Annotated in this window: 20 protein-coding genes and 1 pseudogene; 10 read left to right on the top strand and 11 right to left on the bottom strand. The window is 54.0% G+C overall.

Translation table 11 applies throughout. The features are described from left to right. Nucleotides 1-721, bottom strand: a 721-nt coding sequence (locus AQS70_RS18970) for a GAF domain-containing protein (protein WP_156355227.1), incomplete at its 3' end; no start/stop codon positions are given. A gap of 155 nt (nt 722-876) precedes the next feature. On the opposite strand from AQS70_RS18970, the gene hmpA reads away from it, so the two are divergent. From hmpA to cyoE, 7 genes are all read left to right on the top strand, one after another. Further along, on the top strand, nt 877-2049 hold the full coding sequence (hmpA, locus tag AQS70_RS18965) for an NO-inducible flavohemoprotein (protein WP_055104284.1): 1173 nt from the start codon (nt 877-879) through the stop codon (nt 2047-2049). Between the two features lie 213 nt (nt 2050-2262). Next, nucleotides 2263-2772: a disulfide bond formation protein B gene (locus AQS70_RS18960; RefSeq protein WP_055104283.1), complete on the top strand. Its 510-nt coding sequence runs from the start codon at nt 2263-2265 to the stop codon at nt 2770-2772. 803 nt (nt 2773-3575) lie between these two features. Then, nucleotides 3576-4514 (top strand): ubiquinol oxidase subunit II, encoded by a 939-nt coding sequence (gene cyoA, locus AQS70_RS18955; RefSeq protein WP_055104282.1) that lies wholly within the window; start codon nt 3576-3578, stop codon nt 4512-4514. A 3-nt stretch (nt 4515-4517) separates the two neighbouring features. Continuing rightward, the gene (gene cyoB, locus AQS70_RS18950; RefSeq protein WP_055104281.1) at nt 4518-6542 is read left to right on the top strand and encodes a cytochrome o ubiquinol oxidase subunit I; all 2025 of its coding nucleotides are present in this window, start codon (nt 4518-4520) and stop codon (nt 6540-6542) included. Nucleotides 6543-6545: 3 nt separating this feature from the next. After that, nucleotides 6546-7172, top strand: coding sequence for a cytochrome o ubiquinol oxidase subunit III (locus AQS70_RS18945; RefSeq protein ID WP_055104280.1), 627 nt, complete (start codon nt 6546-6548; stop codon nt 7170-7172). Next, entirely contained in the window at nt 7173-7499 is a 327-nt protein-coding gene (gene cyoD / locus AQS70_RS18940; RefSeq protein ID WP_055104279.1) for a cytochrome o ubiquinol oxidase subunit IV, read from the top strand. It begins immediately after the preceding gene. 10 nt (nt 7500-7509) lie between these two features. Next, nucleotides 7510-8397, top strand: coding sequence for a heme o synthase (gene cyoE, locus AQS70_RS18935; protein ID WP_055104278.1), 888 nt, complete (start codon nt 7510-7512; stop codon nt 8395-8397). 78 nt (nt 8398-8475) lie between these two features. Here cyoE and AQS70_RS18930 read toward each other — a convergent pair whose 3' ends face one another. The 4 genes from AQS70_RS18930 to AQS70_RS18915 all read right to left on the bottom strand — a co-directional run bounded on the left by AQS70_RS18930 (nt 8476) and on the right by AQS70_RS18915 (nt 15009). Further along, entirely contained in the window at nt 8476-10854 is a 2379-nt protein-coding gene (locus AQS70_RS18930) for a response regulator (protein ID WP_055104277.1), read from the bottom strand. 30 nt (nt 10855-10884) lie between these two features. Next, nucleotides 10885-11346: a response regulator gene (locus AQS70_RS18925; RefSeq protein WP_055104276.1), complete on the bottom strand. Its 462-nt coding sequence runs from the start codon at nt 11344-11346 to the stop codon at nt 10885-10887. A gap of 18 nt (nt 11347-11364) precedes the next feature. Next, on the bottom strand, nt 11365-13620 hold the full coding sequence (locus tag AQS70_RS18920; protein ID WP_055104275.1) for an ATP-binding protein: 2256 nt from the start codon (nt 13618-13620) through the stop codon (nt 11365-11367). Between the two features lie 501 nt (nt 13621-14121). Continuing rightward, a complete protein-coding gene (locus AQS70_RS18915) occupies nt 14122-15009 on the bottom strand; it encodes an SDR family oxidoreductase (protein WP_055104274.1) in 888 nt (295 codons plus the stop codon). Between the two features lie 117 nt (nt 15010-15126). On the opposite strand from AQS70_RS18915, the gene AQS70_RS18910 reads away from it, so the two are divergent. Further along, nucleotides 15127-16041, top strand: coding sequence for a LysR family transcriptional regulator (locus tag AQS70_RS18910; protein ID WP_055104273.1), 915 nt, complete (start codon nt 15127-15129; stop codon nt 16039-16041). A gap of 111 nt (nt 16042-16152) precedes the next feature. Here AQS70_RS18910 and AQS70_RS18905 read toward each other — a convergent pair whose 3' ends face one another. From AQS70_RS18905 to AQS70_RS18890, 4 genes are all read right to left on the bottom strand, one after another. Further along, complete coding sequence (locus tag AQS70_RS18905; protein ID WP_055104272.1) at nt 16153-16917, bottom strand: amino acid ABC transporter ATP-binding protein; 765 nt, start codon at nt 16915-16917, stop codon at nt 16153-16155. A 12-nt stretch (nt 16918-16929) separates the two neighbouring features. Beyond that, entirely contained in the window at nt 16930-18027 is a 1098-nt protein-coding gene (locus AQS70_RS18900; protein ID WP_055104271.1) for an amino acid ABC transporter permease, read from the bottom strand. Between the two features lie 10 nt (nt 18028-18037). Beyond that, nucleotides 18038-19219 carry an amino acid ABC transporter permease gene (locus AQS70_RS18895; protein WP_055104270.1) on the bottom strand — a complete coding sequence of 394 codons (1182 nt, stop codon included), beginning with the start codon at nt 19217-19219 and terminating at the stop codon, nt 18038-18040. Nucleotides 19220-19285: 66 nt separating this feature from the next. Next, nucleotides 19286-20314 carry an amino acid ABC transporter substrate-binding protein gene (locus AQS70_RS18890; RefSeq protein ID WP_055104269.1) on the bottom strand — a complete coding sequence of 343 codons (1029 nt, stop codon included), beginning with the start codon at nt 20312-20314 and terminating at the stop codon, nt 19286-19288. A gap of 417 nt (nt 20315-20731) precedes the next feature. Here AQS70_RS18890 and AQS70_RS18885 point away from each other — a divergent pair, with 417 nt between their 5' ends. After that, nucleotides 20732-21388 carry an alpha/beta hydrolase gene (locus AQS70_RS18885; RefSeq protein ID WP_055104268.1) on the top strand — a complete coding sequence of 219 codons (657 nt, stop codon included), beginning with the start codon at nt 20732-20734 and terminating at the stop codon, nt 21386-21388. Nucleotides 21389-21472: 84 nt separating this feature from the next. Next, complete coding sequence (gene rhlB, locus AQS70_RS18880; RefSeq protein ID WP_055104267.1) at nt 21473-22963, top strand: ATP-dependent RNA helicase RhlB; 1491 nt, start codon at nt 21473-21475, stop codon at nt 22961-22963. 46 nt (nt 22964-23009) lie between these two features. Here rhlB and AQS70_RS18875 read toward each other — a convergent pair whose 3' ends face one another. Then, nucleotides 23010-23885, bottom strand: coding sequence for a DUF6708 domain-containing protein (locus AQS70_RS18875; protein WP_055104266.1), 876 nt, complete (start codon nt 23883-23885; stop codon nt 23010-23012). After that, nucleotides 23878-24298, bottom strand: a pseudogene (locus AQS70_RS23800) (hypothetical protein); the annotation flags it as partial. The pseudogene AQS70_RS23800 and the gene AQS70_RS18875, both read right to left, overlap by 8 nt.

Raw genomic sequence — 24298 nt, 5'->3', positions numbered from 1 at the left:
GCCGGGACGCGGCATGAATGGCGTGCGCGACCAGCTCTTTACCCACCCCGGTTTCACCGGTGATCAAGACTGTCAGGTCGCTATTACCCACCAGCGCAATTTCTTCGAGCAAGTGTTTATGAGCTTTACTCTGGCCTATCAGCTCTTTATTGGGGGCGGTGTGAGCCTGGCGATAAAGCTCGGCTTTTTGTTGTTCGTCGGCCACCCGCAGCGCCAGATGCTCAATGCGCTGCGCCACATTGACGGTGGCGGCGGCGAGGCTGGCAAACGCTTGCAGCGCATCCAGTTCAATTGGCTCGAAGCGTTTTGGGTCCAGAGCATCGAGGGTCAGCAAGCCCCAAGGGCGTTCATCGACAAACAATGGGCAGCCCATGCAGTCGTGAATTTCCAGATGCTCCGCCAGCCCGTCAACCAATCCGTCATAAGGGTCGGGCAGCTCACAGTTGTTGGGGAATCGGGTAGGGCCCGGGCTGCTGAGTAGTATCTCGAAGCGCGGATGCTCACTGACTTTGAAGCGCCGCCCTAGGGTATCGAGGCTTAGACCGTCCACGGCCAGCGGTACAAGCCATTCGCCATCAAGGCGAAGAAGGGCGGCTGCGTCGCAAGGGAGTACGGCGCGCATGGCTTCCAACAAGCGTCTGTAACGCTCACTCTCGGGTAGTTCGCGAGACAGGTCGGCGACCAGGGGCAGTAGGGCGGTGAGCAGGAGTTTTGCAGTCATATTGACCTCATGTAGTCGAAGTGACTATAGGTCAGCTTTAGTCTTTATGACTACATTGTTTTTAAGTTATTGTTTTTAAACGATTTTAATGTTGGCATGAAAGCTGACTATAAATAGACAGTTAGTTCTTATCTATCTGCTTAGGAGTCAACCTTATGCTCACTGCTCAGGACCGTGCCATTGTTAAATCCACCGTGCCGTTGCTTGAAAGCGGTGGTGAGGCGTTGATGACACACTTTTACAAAATGATGCTCACTGAGTACCCGCAGGTGCGCCCGTTGTTCAATCAAGCCAACCAAGCCAGCGGCGATCAGCCACGGGCATTGGCTAACGGCGTATTGATGTATGCCCGACACATTGATCATTTAGATCAACTGGGTGACTTGGTGGCGCGCATTATCAATAAGCACGTCGCGCTGCAAATCCTGCCGGAGCACTACCCGATTGTCGGCACCTGCTTGTTGCGTGCGATTGAGGAAGTGCTGGGCAGTGACATCGCCACCCCGCAAGTGCTGGCGGCGTGGGGCGCGGCCTATAACCAATTGGCGGATATCCTAATTGGAGCTGAAGCTGCCATTTATGACGAAAAAGCGGCTGCGCCGGGAGGCTGGCGTGGAGCGCGGGCCTTTAAGTTGTCAGACAAAGTTGAAGAAACTGCAGAAATAACCTCGTTCTACTTCAGCCCGGTGGATGAACAACCGATTCTTGAGTTTGAACCCGGTCAATATATCGGCATCAAGCTCGACATTGATGGGGAGGAGGTGCGTCGCAACTATTCGTTGTCGGCCCTAGCGCAGACCGGTCGCTACCGGATCAGTGTTAAGCGCGAAGCAGGCGGAGTGGTGTCCAACTATCTGCATGACCGGCTGCAGGTGGGTGACGTGGTGGACTTGTTCCCACCAGCGGGTGAGTTCACCCTCACTGTCAGTGAAAAACCACTGGTATTGATCAGTGGTGGCGTTGGCATTACTCCAACCTTGTCGATGCTGGAAGCCGCGCTGGCCACTCAGCGTCCAATTCGCTTTATTCATTGCGCCAAAAATGCACAGTCGCAGGCCTTCCGGGGTTGGATCGAGGACTTGTCCGCTCAACATCCGCAACTTCAGAGTTTCTATTGCTATGAAGAACAAGACCCGTCCGCTGACCACGTGGGCCTATTGACTGAGGAGGTGCTGGAGCAATGGTTGGGCCAGGAGCGCGATGTGGATGCGTATTTCCTGGGGCCTAAAGGCTTTATGAGTGCCGTCAAACGCCATTTAAAAGCGCTGGGTGTGCCTGAAAAACAAAGCCGCTATGAGTTCTTTGGGCCAGCAGCCGAATTGGAGTAAGTGGCTATCTGTAGCCGTTGCTAAAGGCTCCGCCTACGGGCGCAGCCTGCGGCAACGGCTACAGGCGTCTTATGTGGGCTTTAACCTTGTATTAATCCGTCTGCGACACGCTTCCTACACAGTTCTCCTACATTCAGGTTGATATTCTGGGTGTAAACTGCGCGCCTTGTGGCTGCGGCTTAACTCCAAAATAACCTGGCAAAGGGAAGCAGGATGACGGATGAAATGATACGACTGAGCCGCGAGAAGCGTTTTTTAGTCTTGCTCGGGGTTATTTGTTTAGCGCTGATTGGTGGCGCGATGTACATGCAAATCGTGCTTGGCGAGGCGCCTTGCCCGCTGTGCATCCTGCAACGCTATGCGTTGCTGCTGATTGCGATTTTTTCTTTTATAGGCGCTGCGATGCCAACACGGCGCAGCCTCACGGTATTTGAAGTGCTGGTGGTACTGAGCGCTATTGGCGGCGTTATCGCGGCTGGGCGTCACGTATTCATCTTGGCTAACCCGGCGGTGAGCTGCGGTTTAGATGTGCTGCAACCGATTGTTGATGGCCTGCCGCTGGCGGCCGTGTTCCCTTTGGGCTTTCAAGTCGAGGGCTTTTGCTCTACGCCTTACCCGCCCGTGTTCGGCCTGTCACTGGCGCAATGGGCGTTGATGGCTTTTGTCCTGACCAGCGTGCTAGTGCCACTGGGGATCTGCCGTAACCGCAAAAAACAGAGCTAAACAGTTAGGGTTTTACTTGAGGTGCCCCGCATTTTTCCTGAGAATGCGGGGCGTTTTTTTTGTCCGCGCAAAAATGTCAACAGGGCGTGAATTCACGCACTAAAGTGATAGTTGAATTGTGCGACATATTGTCACGGCGAAAGTGTCGCAGAAGGCGTTTTGTGTAGGACAGATCAGTACAAATAATGTTCGGAGGGATTTATCCCTAGCACGTTTTTTTTACGGATCAGACCTTTGAATTGGCCGTTCGACGTCTTCAAGGGAATCGGCTGTACGCCTCTTTAATTGGGCGTTTGGGGCGTATACTCCGCCCAATTAGTGCTCCAAAAAGGGGCGTATCAGCTGCGAGGCAGAGGCGTGCTATATGGATTTTAAAAGGGCATGTGTGGCCGTAATGGGTAACAATAGTGAGGCATTGTTACTTGAGTCGAGAAGATTTATTTCTGGATGAGACATGGTTTGTAGGGAGCTTCCTAACTACAATCGCCTGCACTGAACGTCCAGCCTGCTCGCTTCCGAGCCCAAGCGGGTAGTCGGCGGTCGTCTGGGCAGTTCACAACAGGCGTCACATGCGACTCCCAGGTACTGGCAACCCTTCTAAGTTCCGCCACAAATGGAATTGTCTGTAGTAAGGCGATTGACCCCGTATCGAATAAGAAATCACTGCTAACCCGGGATTGCGTATTCACCTGAAGGTGATGAGCAGGCAATTATTCAAGCCCGGAAAAGAGCCAACCCTTGGTAGGGCGAAGTGTTGGCGAAAAAACCAACTGCATTGTGCAAGCTGTTTTAGAGGTCGTGAGATGACTAAAAAAAGGTACCCCAGACTCCTTGGCTTATTGCCACTTTTCGGCACGTTGCTGCTGGGAGGCTGCAATATGACATTGCTCGATCCGGTGGGGCAGGTAGGGATCGATGAGCGGAATCTGATCATCACTGCAACATTGTTGATGCTTCTGGTCGTGGTTCCGGTCATCTTGATGACCCTGATCTTCGCGTGGAAGTATCGCGCGTCGAACAAAAACGCAACCTACGCTCCAAAATGGTCGCACTCCACCAAGATCGAAGTTGTGATCTGGACTGTGCCAATTCTTATCATCATCGCCCTAGGCGTGATTACCTATAAGTCGACCCACGCGCTGGACCCGTATCGTCCGCTTGAGTCCGACGTTAAGCCGATCACCATTGAAGTGGTGTCGCTGGACTGGAAATGGGTGTTCATCTACCCAGAGCAAGGTATCGCTACCGTTAACAAGATCGTGTTCCCAGCCAACACGCCTATTAACTTCCGCATTACCTCTGACTCGGTCATGAACTCGTTCTTCATCCCGGGCCTGGGTGGTCAGATCTACGCCATGGCGGGTATGACGACCAAGCTGCATTTGATTGCCAACCGCAACGCTGAAATGGATGGCATCTCGGCCAACTACAGCGGTGCTGGCTTTACTGGCATGAAGTTCAAAGCGATCGCGACCACTCAAGCTGACTTCGATGCTTGGGTAAATGAAGTCAAAGCGTCACCTAAAAAGCTTGATAACGCTGAATACGCGGCGTTGACCAAACCAAGCGAGAACAACCCTGTTGAGCTTTTCTCTTCCTACACGCCGAACCTGTTCCAGATCATCATCGACAAGTATGAAGGTATGAACCCAGGCAAGTTCGTGAAGCACGAGAAGAAAGAAGTGTCCGGGACCCAAAGTTTGGACAACACCTCGAATTCAGCTGCCGGGGCAGAGGAGTAAACGATGTTAGGTAAATTAAGTCTGGACGCCATACCGTTCCACGAGCCGATAGTGATGGTCACCGTCGCTATGATTCTGCTCGGCGGCTTGGCGCTCGTCGCTGCAATCACGTATTTCAAAAAGTGGGGCTACCTGTGGACCGAATGGCTAACGTCAGTCGACCACAAAAAAATCGGCGTGATGTACATCATCGTTGCCATGGTCATGCTTTTGCGTGGCTTTGCCGACGCCGTCATGATGCGTACTCAGTTGGCCATGGCCACCGAGGGTTCGCCTGGCTACTTGCCGCCTGAACACTATGACCAGATCTTCACCGCTCACGGTGTGATCATGATCATCTTCATGGCGATGCCATTCTTCACCGGCCTGATGAACCTTGCAGTGCCGTTGCAGATCGGCGCACGTGACGTTGCCTATCCGTTCCTGAACTCCCTGAGCTTCTGGCTGCTGGTCTCCGGTGTGGTACTGGTTAACCTGTCGCTGGGCGTCGGCGAATTCGCTAAAACGGGTTGGGTTGCCTATCCGCCGCTGTCGGGCTTGCAGTACAGTCCGGGCGTGGGTGTGGACTACTACATCTGGGCGCTACAGCTATCAGGGCTAGGTACGACGTTAACCGGGGTTAACTTCCTGGCAACCGTGCTGAAAATGCGTACTCCAGGCATGAAACTGATGGACATGCCTATCTTCACTTGGACCTGCACCTGGGCAAACGTTCTGATCGTGGCTTCGTTCCCGATCCTGACCGCTACCTTGGCTCTGCTGACCCTTGACCGTTACTTGGATTTCCACATTTTCACCAACGAACTTGGTGGCAATCCAATGATGTACGTGAACCTGTTCTGGGCGTGGGGTCACCCTGAGGTGTACATCCTCATTCTGCCGGCGTTCGGGATCTTCTCTGAAGTTATCTCGACCTTCACTGGCAAGCGTCTGTTCGGTCACCACTCGATGGTCTACGCCTCCGGCGCGATCTCGGTACTGGGCTTCATGGTTTGGCTGCACCACTTCTTCACCATGGGTTCGGGTGCAAGCGTTAACGCCTTCTTCGGTCTGGCGACGATGCTGATTTCCATCCCGACGGGGGTGAAGCTATTTAACTGGCTATTCACCATTTACCGCGGCCGTCTGCAGTTCACCAGCCAGGTGATGTGGACACTGGGCTTCATGGTGACTTTCGCCATCGGCGGTATGACCGGCGTACTGTTGGCCATCCCGGGTGCTGACTTCGTACTGCACAACAGCTTGTTTGTAATTGCTCACTTCCACAACGTAATCATCGGTGGCGCAGTCTTCGGCTACATCGCTGGTTTCGCCTTCTACTTCCCGAAAGCGTTCGGCTTCAAACTGAACGAGAAGTGGGGCAAGGCTGCATTCTGGTTCTGGATCATCGGCTTCTTCATCGCCTTCATGCCGCTCTACGCACTGGGCTTCATGGGCATGACTCGTCGTCTGAACGCCACAACCAACCCTGAGTGGGTGCCTTACCTGTACGTTGCTGCGGTCGGTGCTGCACTGATTGCTGTGGGTATTGCTTGCCAGTTGATCCAGCTGTACGTATCGGTTCGTGACCGTAACAAGCCAGAAAATCGTTGCGACTTCGGCGATCCATGGAATGCGCACACCCTTGAATGGTCGACTTCGTCGCCACCACCGTTCTACAACTTCGCTGTATTGCCAACCGTGAAAGGCATTGACCCGTTCACCGAAGCAAAAGAAGACGGAACTGCGTATAAAGCGCCTGCCAAGTACGAGCCGATCCACATGCCTAACAACACCGCGACCGGTGTGGTAATGGGCGCACTGCTGACCGTTTTCGGTTTCGCAATGATCTGGCACATCTGGTGGTTGGCTATCGCCAGTCTGGTTGGCACTGTTGTGTACTTCGTTATACACGCTGCCCGTGACGACCAAGGCTACATGGTGCCGGTGGAAACCATCGAGCGCATCGAAGCCGAGCAGCACAAGCGTCTGTTGGCCGCCAAAGTAATACCGGCTGACCGTGTTGAAACCAAGTTGGGACAGGCATAAACCATGTCGAATATAGCGACCAATGCTGGACACGCCCATGGCCATGACCATGGGCACGATGACCACCATCACGACGCGGGCGAGACTACCGTATTCGGTTTCTGGCTCTACCTGATGACCGACTGCATCATCTTTGCATCGCTCTTCGCGGTATACGCAGTACTGGTGGGTAACGTAGCGGGTGGCCCGTCGGGCCACGATATTTTCGAACTGCCTTACGTGCTGGGTGAAACCGCACTGCTGTTGTTCAGTTCGATCACGTATGGCTTTGCCATGCTCGCGTTCTATAAAGGCAATAAAAGCGGCGTGTTGGGCTGGTTGGCTGTGACCTTCCTGCTGGGCGCTGGCTTTATCGGTATGGAAATCAACGAGTTCCACCTGTTGATTTCTGAAGGTTACGGTCCACACCGTAGCGGCTTTTTGTCCGCGTTCTTCACCCTAGTCGGCACCCACGGTCTGCACGTGACCTGTGGTCTGATCTGGATGGGGATCATGATGTATCAGGTTCAAAGTAACGGCCTGAGCTCGACCAACAAAACGCGTCTGAGCTGCCTGAGCTTGTTCTGGCACTTCTTGGACGTGGTGTGGATCTGCGTATTCACCGTTGTTTACCTGATGGGGACTCTGTAAATGGCTAACGCACATTCTGACGGCGCGAACCACGGCAGCGTGAAGTCCTACGCAACTGGCTTCATCTTGTCGGTGATCCTGACTGCAATTCCGTTTTGGCTGGTGATGAACCCGATCCTGGCCAAGTCGACCACTCTGGCGATCGTGCTGTTGACCGCAGTTATCCAGGTGGTTGTTCACCTGGTGTACTTCCTGCACATGGACCGTTCCCCAGAGCAACGCAATAGCGTTGTAGCGCTGATCTTCTCGGCGCTGGTTATTGTTCTGCTGGTGGGCTTGTCCCTGTGGATTATGTTCAGCATCCACGCTGAAATGATGGCGAAGTGAGGTAAACCCGATGTCCTTTAAGCACTTTATCCAAATCACCAAACCGGGGATCATTTTCGGTAACGTGCTTTCTGTGGCAGGCGGGTTCTTCCTGGCCTCGAAGGGGCATTTTGACCTTGCCCTGTTCTTGGCTGCGGTGATTGGCACCTCCTTGGTGGTTGCGTCCGGGTGCGTGTTTAACAACTGCATCGACCGCGACATTGACATCAAAATGGATCGCACCAAGAACCGCGTACTGGTTCAAGGCTTGGTTTCCCTCAAGGTGGCGTTGATTTACGCCACCTTGCTGGGGGTTGCAGGGCTTGTACTGCTGTATCGCGTGGCCAACCCGTTGGCGGCTCTGTTTGCCGCGATTGGTTTCGTGATCTACGTGGTTCTGTACAGCCTGTACTTTAAGCGTAAGTCGGTTCACGGCACGCTTATCGGCAGTCTGTCGGGTGCAATGCCGCCGGTTATTGGTTACGTTGCAGTGAGTAATCACTTCGACATGGCCGCACTGACCTTGCTGGTGATGTTCAGCCTGTGGCAGATGCCGCACTCCTACGCTATCGCGATCTTCCGCTTCAACGATTACCTGGCTGCGTCGATTCCGGTGTTGCCAGTGAAGCGCGGGATCAAGGTCGCCAAGAAGCACATCCTGCTCTATATCCTCGCGTTCTTGATCGCGACCCTGATGCTCACTCTTGGCGGTTATGCCGGTATGAGCTACATGGCCGTGGCTGCTGCGATGGGTATGTACTGGCTGTACATGGCGTGGACGGGCTACAAAGCTGTCGACGACAAAGTGTGGGCACGTAAGCTGTTCGTGTTCTCGATCTTCACCATCACCGCCCTGAGCGTCATGATGTCACTGGACTTTAAAGTGCCGAGTGAGTTGCTACTGACTTACGCGCACTAAGGTCGCTAGACCAAAAAAACCCGCCTTCGTAAGAAGCGCGGGTTTTTTTATGGGTGAAAGTTGGGCGTTAACCAGCAGCTAGTTGCCTTGATGACTCATCGCCATTATCAGCCGTTCTTGAAGCATTTTTTCATCGAAGGGCTTTTGGATAACGAAGGCCGTTTGCAGGCCCAATACATCAATATCGGCATAGCCGGTGACGAAGACGATGGGCAGGTCGGGGTGAGACTGGCGAATGGTCGATGCCAATTCGCCACCGGTCATGTCGGGCATGGCGTAGTCAGTCACGACCACGGCAATGGTTGAGTCAATCATTTCCAGGGCTTGAATGCCGTCTGAAGCCTCTTTGACTTTGTAACCCAGAGACTCAAGCATCTGTAGGGTGACCGCTCTAACGGTTGCGTCATCATCTACCAATAGTACAGTTTTGCCTGCATGGTTGAGCGTGGTGGGAGGTGCAGGGTCGATGGCCGTTTGCTTATGGGTAGATTGATTCACGCTGGGCAAGTAGACCCTGACGCAGGTTCCTACACCCACCTTTGATTCGATGTTAACGCCGCCACCTGACTGCTTGGCGAACCCAAACACTTGGGCCAGGCCCAAGCCCGAGCCCTTACCGACGTCTTTAGTGGTGAAAAAGGGTTCAAACGCCTTGAACAACGTATCCTCGGTCATGCCGCTGCCGGTATCGCTGATAGACAAAACAGAATAATCACCCATGTCCGGGTCTTCGGGGCGGATGGGCGGCTGATCAACAGTCAGGTTGGAGGTGGAAAAGGTTATCGTCCCGCCCGATGACATTGCATCGCGTGCGTTAATGGCCAAGTTGAGAATGATCATTTCAGTTTGCGTGGGGTCACCCATCGCGTTACTGAGCTTTGGGTTCAGGTCATAGCGGATTGAATTGTTTGCACCCATTGCCCTGGCGATCAGGCTGCCCATGTCTCTGATGACATCGTTCAAATTAATAACGACCGGCACCAAGCGCTGACGACGCGAAAACGACAACAATTGAGCGGTTAATTTAGCGCCACGCTCACCGGCGGCAATGACATTGCTCAGCCTTTGGGTGGTCTTTTCTAGTGTTCCCCTTTCAATGTCTCGAATGGCGAAGGTGGTGCTGGTCAGAATGACCGTCAGCAGGTTGTTAAAGTCATGCGCGACCCCGGCGGTCAGTTGGCCCACGACTTCAAGCCTTTGTAACTGCTGCAAAGCAGCCTCAACACGCTCACGCTCTTTGATTTGATCGCGTAGGCGTTGGTTGGCAGAGGCGAGTTCTTCAACCACGGCTCGCTCGTCAGTGATGTCACGCACGGCGGCATACATCAGCCCGTCTTCAGGGACGATCGTCCAAGACAACCAGCGGTAAGCGCCTGAAATATGGCGCATCCGATTCACGAAGCGGGTTGAGATGTTGCCGCTGGCGATGCTCTCCGTCTCTTTGACCGTGGCCTCAACATCCTCGGGATGAATCAGCTCCCACAATCTCATTTCATTGAGCTGAGTGTCTGTCCAGCCCAGTGCAGAGCGCCAAGCGGGGTTTACCGCGATAGGCGTCATGTCAAAACGCAGCACCGCCAGCAGCTCTCTGGACAGCTCCCACGTTCGATCACGCTCACGGGTTCGCTGCTCGATCCTCTGGCCGAGCTCTTGGTTGCGCTCTTCCAACTCAGTGGTTGCGCGCTTGCGTTCACTGATGTCTTGCACTATGCCGGTAAAGCGAACGCATTCGCCGTTTTCAAAAACGGCTCGACCGCTCGCAAACAACCATCGTTCGCGATTGCCATGCAGAAAAATTCGGTATTCGGTGTGGTAGTTTTGCTGATGGTTGACGGCGTTATAAACAGCTAATTCGACCTCGGGACGGTCTTCTGGATGACAACGGCTGAAGAAGTAATCCAGATCCACTGTGGCGGTGGGAGGCATCTCGTACAGCGCTTTACAGCGCTCGTCCCACAGCAACCTGCCACTTTTGATGTCAAGCTCCCAGACCCCCATAAAGGCGGCCTCAATCGCCAGCCTTGCACGCACTTCGACCTCTTGCAGCGCAGCTTCTGCTTTTTGACGTTGTTTGCGTTCTCGAACCTCTAACACTGCCCGTCTAACCGCTTTAGGTAGCATTTTCAGGTTTTGTTTGAGCACGTAATCCACAGCGCCCAAGCGGATCATTTCAACGGCTTGTTGGTCGCCAAACATCCCGGACAGAAAGATAAACGGTGTTTCAGGCGCGATGTGCTGAGCAATGTGTAGCACCTCCGCCCCTGAAGATCCTGGCAGAAGGTAGTCGCACAAGACGATATCAAACACATCCGATCTAAGCGCTTGCTCAGCTTCAGAGTGATTGTGTACCAAGGTCGATTCGACTTTAAATCCGCTCACCTCCAAGGCCAGAATGGTTAACTCCGCATCGTGGGGACTATCTTCGACCAGCAGTATTTTCAGCTTGCTAAGGGGCATGGAGGTGAGCTGTTCTTAAAGTGGACGCTGTCAGGAATTTGAGCGGCGTACCGTTCTGACAGAGCCGGGAGGTGGTTCGTTCAAGACAGCCCAGAAGATACCTAGGTCTGATATCGCGCCGACAAACGCTTTGAACTCCACAGGCTTCACGACATAAGCATTAACGCCCAGTTGGTAAGCTCGTGACAGATCAGGCTCTTCTCTTGAAGAGGTCAGCATGACCACAGGGATGCTACGCAGCTCCTCCGTAGTGCGAATAGACTCGAGCACTTGCAGGCCGTCAACCTTAGGCAACTTGAGGTCCAACAGCAGCACAGCAGGATTACCATCACCGCGGTCTGCAAAATTATTGCGTTTGAACAGGTAGTCGAGCGCCTCCGCGCCGTCACGAACGACCACGACATCATTGGCAAGCTGGCTGCGCTCAAGGGCGACGAGAGTCAGCTCTAAATCATTTGGATCGTCTTCTACGAGTAAAATCGGTTTAAGCATAGTTTCTCCTCGATAAATTCAGCTAACAGGGCTTAGGTGTCTTTTGGGAAGAGAGAAAGAGAATGTGGCACCTTCTTTTAATCGGCCTTGAGCTTGCACGGTGCCACCATGGCGCTCGACGATTCGTCTTACATTCGCCAAGCCAATCCCAGTGCCCTCAAATTCATCCATGCGATGCAGGCGCTGAAATACCCCGAATAGCTTGTCGGCGTATTTCATGTCGAAGCCAACACCATTGTCTTTGATGCTCACGGTGACGTGGTCTGTCGTGCTGACGGCTTCTATCTGAATCACTGCGACCGGCTCATTGCGCGTGTATTTAATGGCGTTAGACACCAGATTGCGCAGCGCTAGATGTAAAAAAGCAGGGTCGGCAATGATCACTGGTAATTCTGAGACCTTCCATTCGATGGCTCGGTTCTCATACTCCGGTTTCATTTCACGTTTAATCGACTCAATCATTGCGCTCAGATTGACCTCGCTGAGCCTCATGGCGGAACGGCCCATTTGAGAAAAACTGAGCAGGTTGTCGACCAACGTGCCAGCAAATTTTGCCGACTCGCCGATTGTGTCCAAAAAGCGCTGGCCACGTTCAGTGAGGTTATCCACCTCCATATCGCCGAGCAGTTCAGCGTAGCCTGCGATGTGGCGCAAAGGTGCGCGCAGGTCGTGGGAAACGCTGTAAGAGAAGGCTTCCAACTCTTTATTGGATTGCTTCAGCTCGCTGGCCATTTGGGCCAGCTCTTCGGCTTTACGCAACACGATACCGAGCACGGCCTGCCGCAACTCAGACACTCCCTCGATTTCGCTGTCGTCCCAGCGCGTCGAAAAACCCTCAACCGTCTCTTGCCACATTGCAAAGCTCTGGCGCGGTGACAACTTGCCCTCATCGCTGACGACTTTGTTGGGTTTGCCCGCCCAGTTCATGATGTGAACCTGTTCCGGTTTGAACCACACAATGTAGCTGGAGTGCAGTTGCGAAATCGAGACGGCGAGTACGCCGCCAACAGACTTAGCGAGGCCGGGCAGATGAGGAATATCACGGCTCACATTGTCGCTTGAAAAAACCAGTGAACCCTCTCGCTGCTCAAGCCAGTCGGTGAGTGCTCTTACCTGATTCTCATTGGGGGTCAAGCCATACAGGTCACACTCGGTGTCCGAAACCACCGCAGCCCCCGACGCGCCCACGAAATCCAAAAAGATATCTTTAACGGATTGGATACCTTTAAACACGCTGTCGTGGTCTGCCATTGCAGCCAGCATCTGCACAATTTGCTTTCGCAGGATGAGCATTTTCTGGCTGCGTGAGTGAGCGACTTTTGTCTCTAATTGAAGCGACAGAACACGCCCCAGCAGCTCGCAGGCGGTGCGCGATTGAAAACTGACCGCGCGAGGCAATACGTTGTGGCAGGAAATCAGCCCCCACAGTTTGCCGTTTATCACGATTGAGACAGACATAGACGCGCCGGTGCCCATGTTTCGCATGTAGTGCAGGTGCACGGGCGACACACTGCGCAGCGTGGCGTAGCTGAGATCCAGAGGGAGTCCGGTCTTAGGGTTTTCAGCGGGAACCAAGGACGAAGGTACGTAGTTGACGTCTGAGATAATCCGGATTCGATTAGCGCAATAAAGGTCACGCGCCTGTTGAGGAATATCGGAAGCCGGAAAGCAAAGCCCCAAATAACGGTCGAAGCCTTCATCGGCTAGCTCTGCGTTGACTAGGCCATTGCCTGAGTCATCGAATCGGTAGGCATTAACCCGTCCATAGCCGGTGATGCGCTTGATAAAGCCGACCGCACGCTGACACAGCTGGTCAATAGACTCGTCTTCACGCATTTGGCTGACGAATGAGCGAATCATTGGGTACAAGCGCCCGTGCGCAACAGTGGCGTCGCTAGCAGGCTCGAACTCCGCAATCAGCACACCATCATTGCGATGAAGCATTATTGCCACCGACATGCCCACATTGTTGCCTTTCAAAACAGTCGCATCACCGACGTGAAACGCCTGTAACTGATCTTCGTCAAGTTCACTGAGTTGCTCGACAAACTCGGACCCATGCTTGATCAGCGCATCGAAAGAACTACCAATTAGGCTTTGGGCATCAATGCCAATCCAATCGACCACGTTTGCGCTGGCCTGAAGAATACTCATGGTTGTTTCTTCAACGACCAGTAAAAACCCTTGAGGCTGGATGCTGCCGGGGGTTCTGATGGGCTCGCGAGCGCAGTTGTCTATGGCCTTCTGAAGAGAAAGTGGGCTCTGGGTATCCATGGCTGTCAAAATCTTATCCTCTTCAAAGCGTCAGAAGCGGTCGGCGAAGACTCAGTAACGGTAATTCGCCCATTTCATTCGCTCCAAAAAGTGCCCATACGTTATCAAAATTTGAAAACAGAATCCCTGAGAGTTCCCTTCGAAATTTAGTTTTAGACGAAATGTTTTACTCATTCGCGGCGCGAATTAAACGCGCTGTGTTTCTTTCTAACAAGAGTTGCAGCGTGGGGCAGAGGTTCCATCTAATTTGGCTATCAACACCGTCAGAAATAATGATTGTTAGCCGGCCGTGTAATCATTTTGGAACGCAAAAGTGATAAGCGCGGTCTGCGCTCTTTAAATCGTTACAGCAGGGAGGACCGCGCTACTTAGCTTCACAGTCGATTTTCTGGGGGGTGATTCGACTGTTTAAAATGCACGGTTCATGCCCTTGGGTTGGGCATGAAATTGTGCATAGCATTGTGCCACTATTTGATGGCGGGTGGTGGACGGCTTTGTCTGTTAGTACACGAAAGCGCTTTTATGTTTTTTGACAAAATCTTCCCAGCGTACCGGCTGGCGGCCAGTGATAGCCGTGAAGTTATCAAAGGTGTCGCGCACACCGGGGATAGAGTCTTCAGCCATGCGTTTGAAGTTGTCGTGTACGCAGGTCATGTAAGCCATTTCGGCTCCTGCCGCGCGCATGTTCTCTAAAAAGACTTCCGGTGTCTGAGCGTTGTAACGAAAAGGCTGGCCCAGCACTCGGGTCATGATATTCGCAACATCGCCGTAGGACTGAATGTCATAACCCAAACGATAGGTTTGACCGGCATGTTTGCTCGGGTGCAACAAGGTTTGTGCGGCCACGCGGGCAACGTCTTCACCGTCTACCCAACTGAACGCGGTGTCGCCGGTGTATTGCTCAATCACCCCGGACTTAACCGCTTGAGTACCGTCGTAGCTCAACAGGTTTTGCATAAAGCATTCTGGGCGCAGATGGGTGAACGAAAAGCCCGACCACTCAATGTAACGCTCGACCAATTGATGCCAAGCCCAATGTCCGATAGTGGTGTCGTCACGGCCGCAAGCACCGAGGTGCACAACGTGCTGCACGCCGGCTTTTTTCGCTTGGTCTAAAAACGCTTTGCTTTGACGCAGCATGTCCACGGTGTAGCCCGTGACGAGCAGGGCGCGATCTATGCCTTGCAGCGCGGGTGCCAACGTCTCTTCTTTGTCGAAGTCCATGATCACGGTACGGATGCCTTGCGCCTTGAAAGGTTCGGCCTTGGCTTCGGAACGTACGGCCGCAACCACGGTGATGCTGTCGTCTGTCAAGAGCATGCGCAAGGTATCGCCGCCAATTTGGCCGGTGGCCCCAGTGATTAAAACGGTGGGAGTGTGCGAGGACATAAGTAAGCCTTAATAGAGAGGAAAGTCATCACCTAAAAGCTTAATGCGGAAATATGATCCTATTTGCGATAACTTTTACCTAATAGCGTGAATTTAATTCACTAATAAGAGGTGGCTGTGTTTTCTTCCGAGCGCTTAAAGGGCATTGATGTGTTTGTCTGCGTCGCAGACGCTGGAAGTTTCAAGGTCGCGGCTGAGCGTATGAACCTCACAGCGTCTGCGGTCAGTAAAGGCATTGCTCGCTTAGAGCATCGGTTACACGTGCGCTTGTTCAACCGCACGACCCGCCGCTTGTCACTGACCGACGCTGGCGCAGCGTTTTACCGCACCTGCACTGGCGTGCTGGCAGAGTTGGAGGAAGCTGAGGGCTGGCTACAGGCCGAAAGCGTTGAGCCACGAGGCCGAATCCGAATTGATCTGCCCGCGGCCTTCGGGCGCTTGCGGGCGTTGCCAGTGCTATTGACGTTCCTGCAGCGACATCCGCTGTTGCACCCGCACATTTCATTTTCTGATCGGTTTATCGATCCGGTTGCAGAGGGTGTCGACATTGTTGTGCGGGTGGGCGGCCCGGACGTATGGCCCGGCGCCTGGGGGCATCGTTATCTGGGTAGCGAGCGGCTGGTGTTCTGCGCATCGCCGGCTTACCTCCAGCAACACGGCGAACCGTTGACCGACCGCGACCTAGAGCAGCACGTGTGCGTCGCTTACGCCCGTGCAGATGGCACCGCTGGCCCTTGGCGCTTCACTGGCAATCAGCCCGCCGAAATGGAGCGTCGGATGATGGCCGCGCAATACCTCGTGGGCGATGGTGAGGGGCAAGTCATGGCGGTGCAGGCGGGGTGTGGTATCTCACAGCTGCCCACGTGGTTGATCAAACAGCAACTGGCTGAAGGCACCTTGGTTGAAGTGCTCCCACATTTGGCCAGCGAAGGGCTGGCGATCCATTTGGTCTGGCCCAAGAGCCGGGAAGCGGTGCCTAAGGTCAACGCGTTGCTGGAGGCGCTGGCGGCGGGTTTGATGCCGGGGTTGTAGCGCAATGCTTGTGCTCCGCGCAGGCTGCGATCTTTTGCTTTTAAAGATCAAAAGATTGCGAGCAAGCTCGCTCCTACCGGACCGCGTAGGAGCTGCCGCAGGCTGCGATCTTTAATGCAATATTTGATTCAAAAACAGTTTGGTCCGGTCGTTTTGCGGGTTGTCGAAGAAGTCATTCGGCGCGGCCTGTTCGACGATTTCCCCCTTGTCCATAAAGATCACCCGGTTAGCCACGGTGCGGGCAAAGCCCATTTCGTGGGTCACACAGAGCATGGTCATGCCGTCTTCGGCCAAACCAATCATGGTGTCGAGGACTTCCTTGACCATTTCTGGGTCCAGCGCTGAGGTCGGTTCGTCGAACAGCATGATTTTAGGTTTCATGCACAACGCCCGGGCAATCGCCACCCGCTGCTGCTGACCACCCGACAACTGCCCCGGAAACTTATGCGCTTGCTCCGGAATACGCACGCGCCCCAGGTAATGCATGGCGACTTCTTCGGCCTGACGCTTGGGCATTTTGCGCACCCACATCGGGGCCAACGTGCAGTTTTGCAAAATGGTCAGGTGCGGAAACAAATTGAAATGCTGAAACACCATGCCGACTTCACGGCGCACGGTTTCGATCTGCTTGAGGTCGTTGGTCAACTCGACCCCGTCCACCACAATCCGCCCTTGCTGATGCTCTTCCAAGCGATTAAGACACCGAATGGTGGTCGACTTGCCCGAGCCCGAAGGCCCGCACAAGACGATCCGCTCACCCGGCTGTACGTTCAGGTTGATGTCCTTGAGTACGTGAAATTGGCCGTACCATTTGTTAACACCCTGCATTTGGATAATGCCTTCAGGGCTAGCAGGCTTTTTGATTGCTTCACTCATATCGAACTCCTACTAACGCTTGTGGCCAGTGTCCAGCTTGCGCTCCAGATGTATGGAGTAGCGGGACATACCAAAACAGAAAATCCAAAACACCAACGCCGCAAACACATAGCCTTCAGTGGCCATGCCCAGCCAGGCCGGGTCGGCAGCGGCTTGTTTGACGCTGTTGAGCAAGTCGAACAGGCCGATGATGATCACCAGGCTGGTGTCCTTGAACAGGGCAATAAAGGTGTTAACGATGCCGGGGATGACCAGTTTCAAGGCTTGCGGCAAGATCACCAGGCCCATGCTGCGCCAGTAACCCAAACCCATGGCCGCAGCCGCTTCGTATTGGCCTTTAGGGATGGCTTGCAAACCGCCGCGCACCACCTCGGCCACATACGCCGACTGAAACAGAATCACCCCGATCAAGGCCCGTAACAGCTTGTCGAAGTTCATGCCTTCGGGCAGAAACAACGGCAGCATCACCGATGACATAAACAGCACGGTGATCAGCGGTACGCCACGCCAGAACTCAATAAACGTCACACACACCACGCGAATCGCCGGCATGTTTGAGCGGCGGCCCAGCGCCAGCATGATGCCCAGTGGCAAGGCACCTGCGATGCCCACGGCGGCAATCACCAAGGTCAGCATCAGGCCGCCCCATTGGCTGGTCGCCACGTTGGTCAGCCCCAAATACCCGCCGTGCAGCAGGCTGTAGGCGACAAGCGGGTACAACACCAAAAAGCTCAGCCCGTAGATGGCTTTGTGCTTGAAGCGCGAGATAAACAGCGGCGCGGCGCCGATGATCGCCAAGCACACCGTCAAATCAACGCGCCAGCGCAGTGCCGACGGGTAATAGCCGTACATAAACTGACCAAAGCGTTGCTCGATAAACACCCAGCAAGCTCCGCTTTTCGTACAGTCCGCCCGCGTAGTGCCTACCCAGTTAGCGTCGAAGAGTGTCCAGTTCAGCAACGGCGGCACGATCAACCACACCAAGTAGATCGAAAACAGCGTCAGCAGGGTGTTGAGCCAACTGGAAAACAGGTTGCTCCGCGCCCAGGCAATGATGCCAATTCGGTTGCCCGGTGGCGGCATATCAGGTTTGAAAACATGCGTCGTCATAGTCGCGCCCTCATCGCTCAATCAGCGCAATGCGCGTGTTGTACCAGTTCATCAGCAGCGAAATGCTGATACTGATCGCCAGATAAACGCTCATGGTGATGGCGATGACTTCAATCGCTTGGCCGGTCTGGTTGAGGACCGTGCCGGCAAACAGTGAAACCATTTCGGGATAACCGATGCCTGCTGCCAACGATGAGTTTTTCACCAGGTTGAGGTATTGGCTGGTCAGCGGCGGAATAATCACCCGCAGCGCTTGCGGAATAATCACCTTGCGCAACGTCGGTCCGGGGCGTAGGCCGAGCGAGGCCGCGGCTTCGGTCTGACCGTGGCTGACCGACTTGATCCCCGAGCGCACAATCTCAGCAATAAAGGCAGCCGTGTACACGGTCAAAGCGATGGTCAGCGCGAGTAATTCTGGGATCAACACCCAGCCACCGACAAAGTTAAAGCCCTTGAGCTCTGGCATTTCCCAATGCACTGGCGAGCCGAACAGCAGCATGCACAGCCCCGGAATCACCAGTAACAGCCCCAGCCCCGCCCAAAACGAATGAAACGCGACACCGGTCGCCTCAAAGCGTTTTTTGGCCCAGCGCACCATCAGTACGACGGCGACAATCGCCAGCACCAGGCTGATCACAAAGGGCCAGAACGCAGGAGTCCCCACAGCGGCAGGCATATTCAGGCCGCGGCTGCTCATATAAAAGGTGTCTGCAAAGTTGTGGCTGTTGCGTGGCCCCGGCAAGGTCAAAAAGACCGCGAAGTACCAGAACAGGATCTGCAATAGCGGAGGAATGTTGCGAAACACTTCGACGTACACCGTCGCCAGCTTGTTGATCATCCAGTTCGGTGACAAGCGCGCCACGCCGATAACAAAGCCCAGAATGGTCGCCAACACCACGCCAATCAACGACACCAGCAGCGTATTCAGCAAACCGATAAGGAAAACCCGCGCATAGCTGTCGGACTCGGTGTAATCAATTAAATGCTGCGCAATACCAAACCCGGCACTGCGCTCCAGAAAGTCAAACCCCGAGGTAATCCCCCGGTGTTGCAGGTTGGTTTGAGTGTTGTGGAACAAATACCAACCGACGAACACCACCAACGCAACGGTGATGATCTGAAATACCCACGCACGCACACGTGGGTCGCCAAGGCTAAGCCTGGGCTTGGGTGCGCCGACTTTTGTCTGCATGAAATGCCCCAGTGAAAAATAAATCAAGACAGCATCCGGTGGTTGGCCCACCGGATGACAGGGCTATCAGCGCACAGGCGGTGCGTATTGGATGCCACCGTTGTTCCACAAGGCGTTCAGCCCGCGGTCAATGGCCAAAGGCGTGCTTTTACCGAGGTTTTTCTCAAACACTTCGCCGTAGTTACCGACTTGGCTAACGATCTGTACAACCCAGTCTTTCGGCAGTTTCAGGTCTTTACCGTACTCACCGTCAGCCCCCAGCAAACGGGCAACGTCAGGGTTTTTGCTCGATTTGGCTTCAGCCACTACGTTTTTCGAGGTGACGCCTGCTTCTTCAGCGTTAAGCATGGCAAACAGGGTCCAGCGAACGATGTTGAACCAGTCTTCATCTCCTTTGCGCACGACCGGGCCCAGAGGCTCTTTAGAAATGGTTTCTGGCAATACGATGTAGTCAGTAGGGCTGGCCAGCTTGCTGCGTTGCGCATACAGCTGGGATTTATCGGAGGTCAGTACGTCGCAACGGCCACTTTCAAGTGACTTGGCGCTTTCGTCTGAGGTGTCAAAAGTGATGGGGGTGTATTTCAGGTTATTGGCGCGGAAGTAGTCGGAAACGTTGAGTTCAGTGGTGGTCCCGGCCTGAATGCAGATGGTCGCACCATCCAGTTCTTTAGCACTTTTTACCCCCAGCTTGTTATTGACCAAAAAGCCAATGCCGTCGTAATAGGTAACGCCGGTAAACAACAAGCCCATGCCCGCATCACGAGAGCTGGTCCAGGTGGTGTTGCGCGACAGCACATCCACTTCGCCCGACTGCAGCGCAGTGAAGCGCTCTTTGGCATTCAATTGGCTGAACTTGACCTTAGTTGCATCGCCGAACACAGCCGCCGCCACTGCGCGACACATATCAGCATCAATCCCCAAAATCTTGCCGTCTTTATCCGGCACCGAAAAACCCGGCAAACCATCACTGACGCCACACTGCACGAAGCCTTTCTTTTTAACGCCGTCCAATGTTGCACCGGCATGAGCGAACCCCGTCACACTCAAAACAACAGCTGCGGTGGCCAAGGCCAGGGTGGATTTCAACTGTTTCATTCAAATCTCCAAGTTTCTTTTTGTGTTTTAACAAGACCCGCCGCCCCCTTGTGAGGCATGGTTGACCCGTGTTGGCTTTTTATTAGGTCAAGCGGCATAAGCCTTGCGCGATGGATGTATCGCTCTCACCTTCGAAATGAAGCGCTCACCTGAGCTGTTGAATTCCGTGTCTAACTTCACCCGTCAGGTTTTTGCTGCCCCACCCTCGCCTGTAGCCTGTTAGTGTTACCTGCGAAGGTGAATCTGCTAACGTCACTGTCCACATAGCAAAGCCCGTACCACTCCAACGAGTTAAGCGATTCAGCCCTGTTTTAATAGGCAGAACGCCAACACAGACGACAGCCTTCTACGCATTGAAAAGAACGCGCACCGTTCTCGCGCACTGATTGCGCGGGTGCGCCCAACGATGGAGCAGCCATGACCGAACCTCTGATTATTCAGCCCCCAAAGACTCCAGACGCTTGTGTTATCTGGCTTCACGGCTTGGGAGCTGACCGCTTTGACTTCCTGCCGGTGGCTGAAGCGCTGCAAGAATCGCTATTAACCACGCGGTTTGTTTTGCCGCAGGCACCTACTCGGCCGGTGACGATCAATGGCGGATATGCCATGCCCAGCTGGTACGACATCAAGGCCATGAGCCCTGCCCGTTCGATCAGCCTCGAAGAGTTGGATGAGTCGGCAGAAACCGTCATTCAATTGATCGAAGCGCAGAAGGCTGCGGGTATCGACCCGAACCGAATTTTTCTTGCCGGTTTTTCTCAAGGGGGCGCCGTGGTCTTCCACACCGCTTATGAAAAATGGCAAGGGCCGCTGGGTGGCGTACTTGCCCTATCCACTTATGCTCCAACCTTCAGTAATGAGCTGACACTCTCTGCCAGCCAGCAACGGATACCGGCGCTCTGCTTACACGGTCAACACGATGAGGTCGTGCTCAACGCTATGGGCCGAACGGCTTATGAGCACTTGAAGCGTTTGGGTGTAAGCGTTACATGGCAAGAGTACCCAATGGGTCACCAAGTGTTACCAGAAGAGATTCGCGACATCGGTGTTTGGCTGAGCGAGCGCTTGGCTTAAAAACGAAACATCCTGTCGTTTACTACGCCGAGCACGCGACTTGCATTACACTGCCCGGCGTACACTCCTTAACCAACTGATGAGATGACCGTGCTCAAAGCACTCAAAAAAATATTCGGCAAAAGCGAGGCTGAGCCGCTCGCGCCAGCGTCCAAGACAACCCCTAGCAGCCCCAGCCCGCGAACCGACGCGCAGCAGCCTGGCCGCACTGCTCCCTCCCAAGCCGCGGTGTCCACTCCCGCCGCCGCGCCCGCGCCTGAACGAGCGCGCAGCGAAAAGCCAAAAGTAGCCAAGCCCCAGCGTAAAGCGGCGCCCAAGCCACCGGTTATTCCTTGGAAACTTGAAGACTTCATCGTCGAGCCACAAGAAGGCAAAACCCGCTTTCACGATTTCAAGCTCGCCCCTGAACTGATGCACGCCATTCAGGACTTAGGCTTCCCGTACTGCACACCGATTCAAGCAAACGTGTTGGGCTACACCCTAAGTGGCCGCGACGCCATTGGCCGTGCCCAAACTGGCACCGGCAAAACTGCGGCGTTTCTGGTTTCAATCATTAGCCAACTGACTCAAACACCACCGCCCAAAGAACGTTACATGGGCGAGCCGCGCGCGCTGATCATTGCTCCAACCCGTGAACTGGTCGTGCAAATCGCTAAAGACGCCGCCGACCTGACCAAATACACCGACCTCAACGTCATGAGTTTCGTGGGTGGCATGGACTTCGACAAACAGCTCAAGCAGCTGGAAGCCCGTCATTGCGACATTCTGGTGGCCACACCAGGCCGTCTGCTGGACTTCAACCAGCGCGGCGAAGTGCACTTGGACATGGTTGAAGTGATGGTGCTCGACGAAGCCGACCGCATGCTCGACATGGGCTTCATCCCACAGGTTCGCCAGATCATTCGCCAGACACCGCCAAAGGCTGAGCGTCAGACACTGCTGTTCTCCGCAACCTTCACCGAAGACGTGATGAACCTGGCCAAACAATGGACAACCGACCCTGCGATTGTTGAAATCGAAGCGCAGATAGGCGCCAACGAATTGGTTGAGCAACACGTGTACGCGGTGGCGGGCGCTGACAAATACAAATTGCTGTTCAACTTAGTGAATGACAACGGCTGGGAGCGCGTCATCGTCTTCGCCAACCGTAAAGACGAAGTACGGCGCATCGAAGAGCGCTTAGTGCGCGACGGCATCAACGCCGCCCAACTGTCGGGCGACGTACCGCAGCACAAACGCATCAAAACCCTCGAAGGCTTCCGCGAAGGCAAAGTGCGCGTACTGGTCGCCACCGACGTCGCCGGACGCGGCATCCACATCGACGGCATCAGCCACGTCATCAACTTCACCTTGCCAGAAGTACCAGATGACTACGTACACCGCATTGGCCGAACCGGCCGAGCGGGCGCGGCGGGCGTCTCCATCAGCTTTGCCGGTGAAGACGACTCGTATCAGCTACCGTCCATCGAAGAAAAGCTGGGCCGCAAAATCAGCTGCGAAACACCGCCAACTGAATTGCTAAGGCCAGTGGTGAGAGCGGTGCGTAAGCCGTTTGAACCGGAGGAGACGGTTTAAAGCGTCTACCCTGCGACGTCCATACGGGGCGAGTTTGTGGGCATGCTTATCCACACAGGGTGTGATGGCAGACAAATATCCCGCGTAGGAGCTGCCGCAGGCTGCGATTTTTTGATGTTGCGGTAGAAGATGCATACACCGGCCACGAATGCATTTCACGGTAGACACCCCGACACATATGAAAGTACGCCACAGTGCCTTCTTGGAACTCTTCGTCCACTAATAATGGCTCCGGCAAGGCCAGTGGCCCCTCCTCCATATAGACCCGCAGCGCCTCCCACTCGCTAACCGCCAAACTTAAATGGCCAACATTCAGCGTCAACCACACAACTTCGCCACTGCTACTGTCGCGTAGCCCTATCATCAGCGAATAACTGTGCATAACGGCGTACTGGTTAACGGTGGTGCCAGCCGTGACACAGGCAATAACTTCTTCCCATGGGACGATTAATGGCGGCTCACCTTTTTGGCGGACGTAAGCAACTTCGCGGCGTTGGCGGTTGAAACGGACTGGTGGGACGGAGGTTATTTCATGGACACTTTTGTAAAGAGGGACTCCAGCAATAAGTATATGCATGGCAGTAAAGCCCCATAAAAAAGGGTTTTCTACATTTTCAATGAGATTACTCCAGAATGGCCAGCCATGATAAAAAGATGACCCTGCCAAAAGCACATTCACTAAAAAAAAGAAGATCATCATGAAAATAACAGACCCAACCGAGACTCGCACAGCGAATTCCAAACCGCTAACACTATGAGCAAAATCCAAGAACACATCATTTACCGCGCGATGCATTCGTTGACCTGTGAATGCGGCTGATCCCGTCGGTAACGGTTTAGGAGATAGATAAAAAGCCTCTGTGCCGCTTTCAACCTCAAAATCTCCGGCATGAGGTAGTCGGTTGAACTTAGGATCATTCATTTAAATGTTCCACTTGTTCAACCGAGGCTTCAGGCTCAGAAAACTTGATCTTGTAGTAATCAAACAAACTCTGCCCTTTGTTCAAGGCCTGACGAAGTTCGGTGCTTTGTTGCACCAACTCGGCACTGGGTTTGGCGTGTTGCTCGGCAGGCAGTGGCTTAGACCATTCTAGGATTGACGTTGGAAAGGCTGCTTTAGGCCGGGTATAAATCCATTCCGAAAATCGGCACGGTAACGTCCAGCCGCTGCAAAACTGAATAGTTAAAAAACCAAATGCATACACCGGCCACGAATGCATTTCACGGTAGACACCCCGACACATATGAAAGTACGCCACAGTGCCTTCTTGGAACTCTTCGTCCACTAATAATGGCTCCGGCAAGGCCAGTGGTCCCTCCTCCATAAAGACCCGC

It is taken from the genome of Pseudomonas endophytica (assembly GCF_001411475.1).
In the GTDB taxonomy this organism is placed as follows: domain Bacteria; phylum Pseudomonadota; class Gammaproteobacteria; order Pseudomonadales; family Pseudomonadaceae; genus Aquipseudomonas; species Aquipseudomonas endophytica.
The sequence above is the reverse complement of the archived record's forward strand: the minus strand, read 5'-3'. Positions and strand labels throughout refer to the sequence as shown.

Bases quoted from the DNA above. Each gene is read 5' to 3' on its own strand.
- hmpA (WP_055104284.1), top strand. From the start codon at position 877: ATGCTCACTGCTCAGGACCGTGCCATTGTTAAATCCACCGTGCCGTTG.
- AQS70_RS18960 (WP_055104283.1), top strand. From the start codon at position 2,263: ATGACGGATGAAATGATACGACTGAGCCGCGAGAAGCGTTTTTTAGTC.
- cyoA (WP_055104282.1), top strand. From the start codon at position 3,576: ATGACTAAAAAAAGGTACCCCAGACTCCTTGGCTTATTGCCACTTTTC.
- cyoB (WP_055104281.1), top strand. From the start codon at position 4,518: ATGTTAGGTAAATTAAGTCTGGACGCCATACCGTTCCACGAGCCGATA.
- AQS70_RS18945 (WP_055104280.1), top strand. From the start codon at position 6,546: ATGTCGAATATAGCGACCAATGCTGGACACGCCCATGGCCATGACCAT.
- cyoD (WP_055104279.1), top strand. From the start codon at position 7,173: ATGGCTAACGCACATTCTGACGGCGCGAACCACGGCAGCGTGAAGTCC.
- cyoE (WP_055104278.1), top strand. From the start codon at position 7,510: ATGTCCTTTAAGCACTTTATCCAAATCACCAAACCGGGGATCATTTTC.
- AQS70_RS18930 (WP_055104277.1), bottom strand. From the start codon at position 10,854: ATGCCCCTTAGCAAGCTGAAAATACTGCTGGTCGAAGATAGTCCCCAC.
- AQS70_RS18925 (WP_055104276.1), bottom strand. From the start codon at position 11,346: ATGCTTAAACCGATTTTACTCGTAGAAGACGATCCAAATGATTTAGAG.
- AQS70_RS18920 (WP_055104275.1), bottom strand. From the start codon at position 13,620: ATGGATACCCAGAGCCCACTTTCTCTTCAGAAGGCCATAGACAACTGC.
- AQS70_RS18915 (WP_055104274.1), bottom strand. From the start codon at position 15,009: ATGTCCTCGCACACTCCCACCGTTTTAATCACTGGGGCCACCGGCCAA.
- AQS70_RS18905 (WP_055104272.1), bottom strand. From the start codon at position 16,917: ATGAGTGAAGCAATCAAAAAGCCTGCTAGCCCTGAAGGCATTATCCAA.
- AQS70_RS18900 (WP_055104271.1), bottom strand. From the start codon at position 18,027: ATGACGACGCATGTTTTCAAACCTGATATGCCGCCACCGGGCAACCGA.
- AQS70_RS18895 (WP_055104270.1), bottom strand. From the start codon at position 19,219: ATGCAGACAAAAGTCGGCGCACCCAAGCCCAGGCTTAGCCTTGGCGAC.
- AQS70_RS18890 (WP_055104269.1), bottom strand. From the start codon at position 20,314: ATGAAACAGTTGAAATCCACCCTGGCCTTGGCCACCGCAGCTGTTGTT.
- AQS70_RS18885 (WP_055104268.1), top strand. From the start codon at position 20,732: ATGACCGAACCTCTGATTATTCAGCCCCCAAAGACTCCAGACGCTTGT.
- rhlB (WP_055104267.1), top strand. From the start codon at position 21,473: ATGACCGTGCTCAAAGCACTCAAAAAAATATTCGGCAAAAGCGAGGCT.
- AQS70_RS18875 (WP_055104266.1), bottom strand. From the start codon at position 23,885: ATGAATGATCCTAAGTTCAACCGACTACCTCATGCCGGAGATTTTGAG.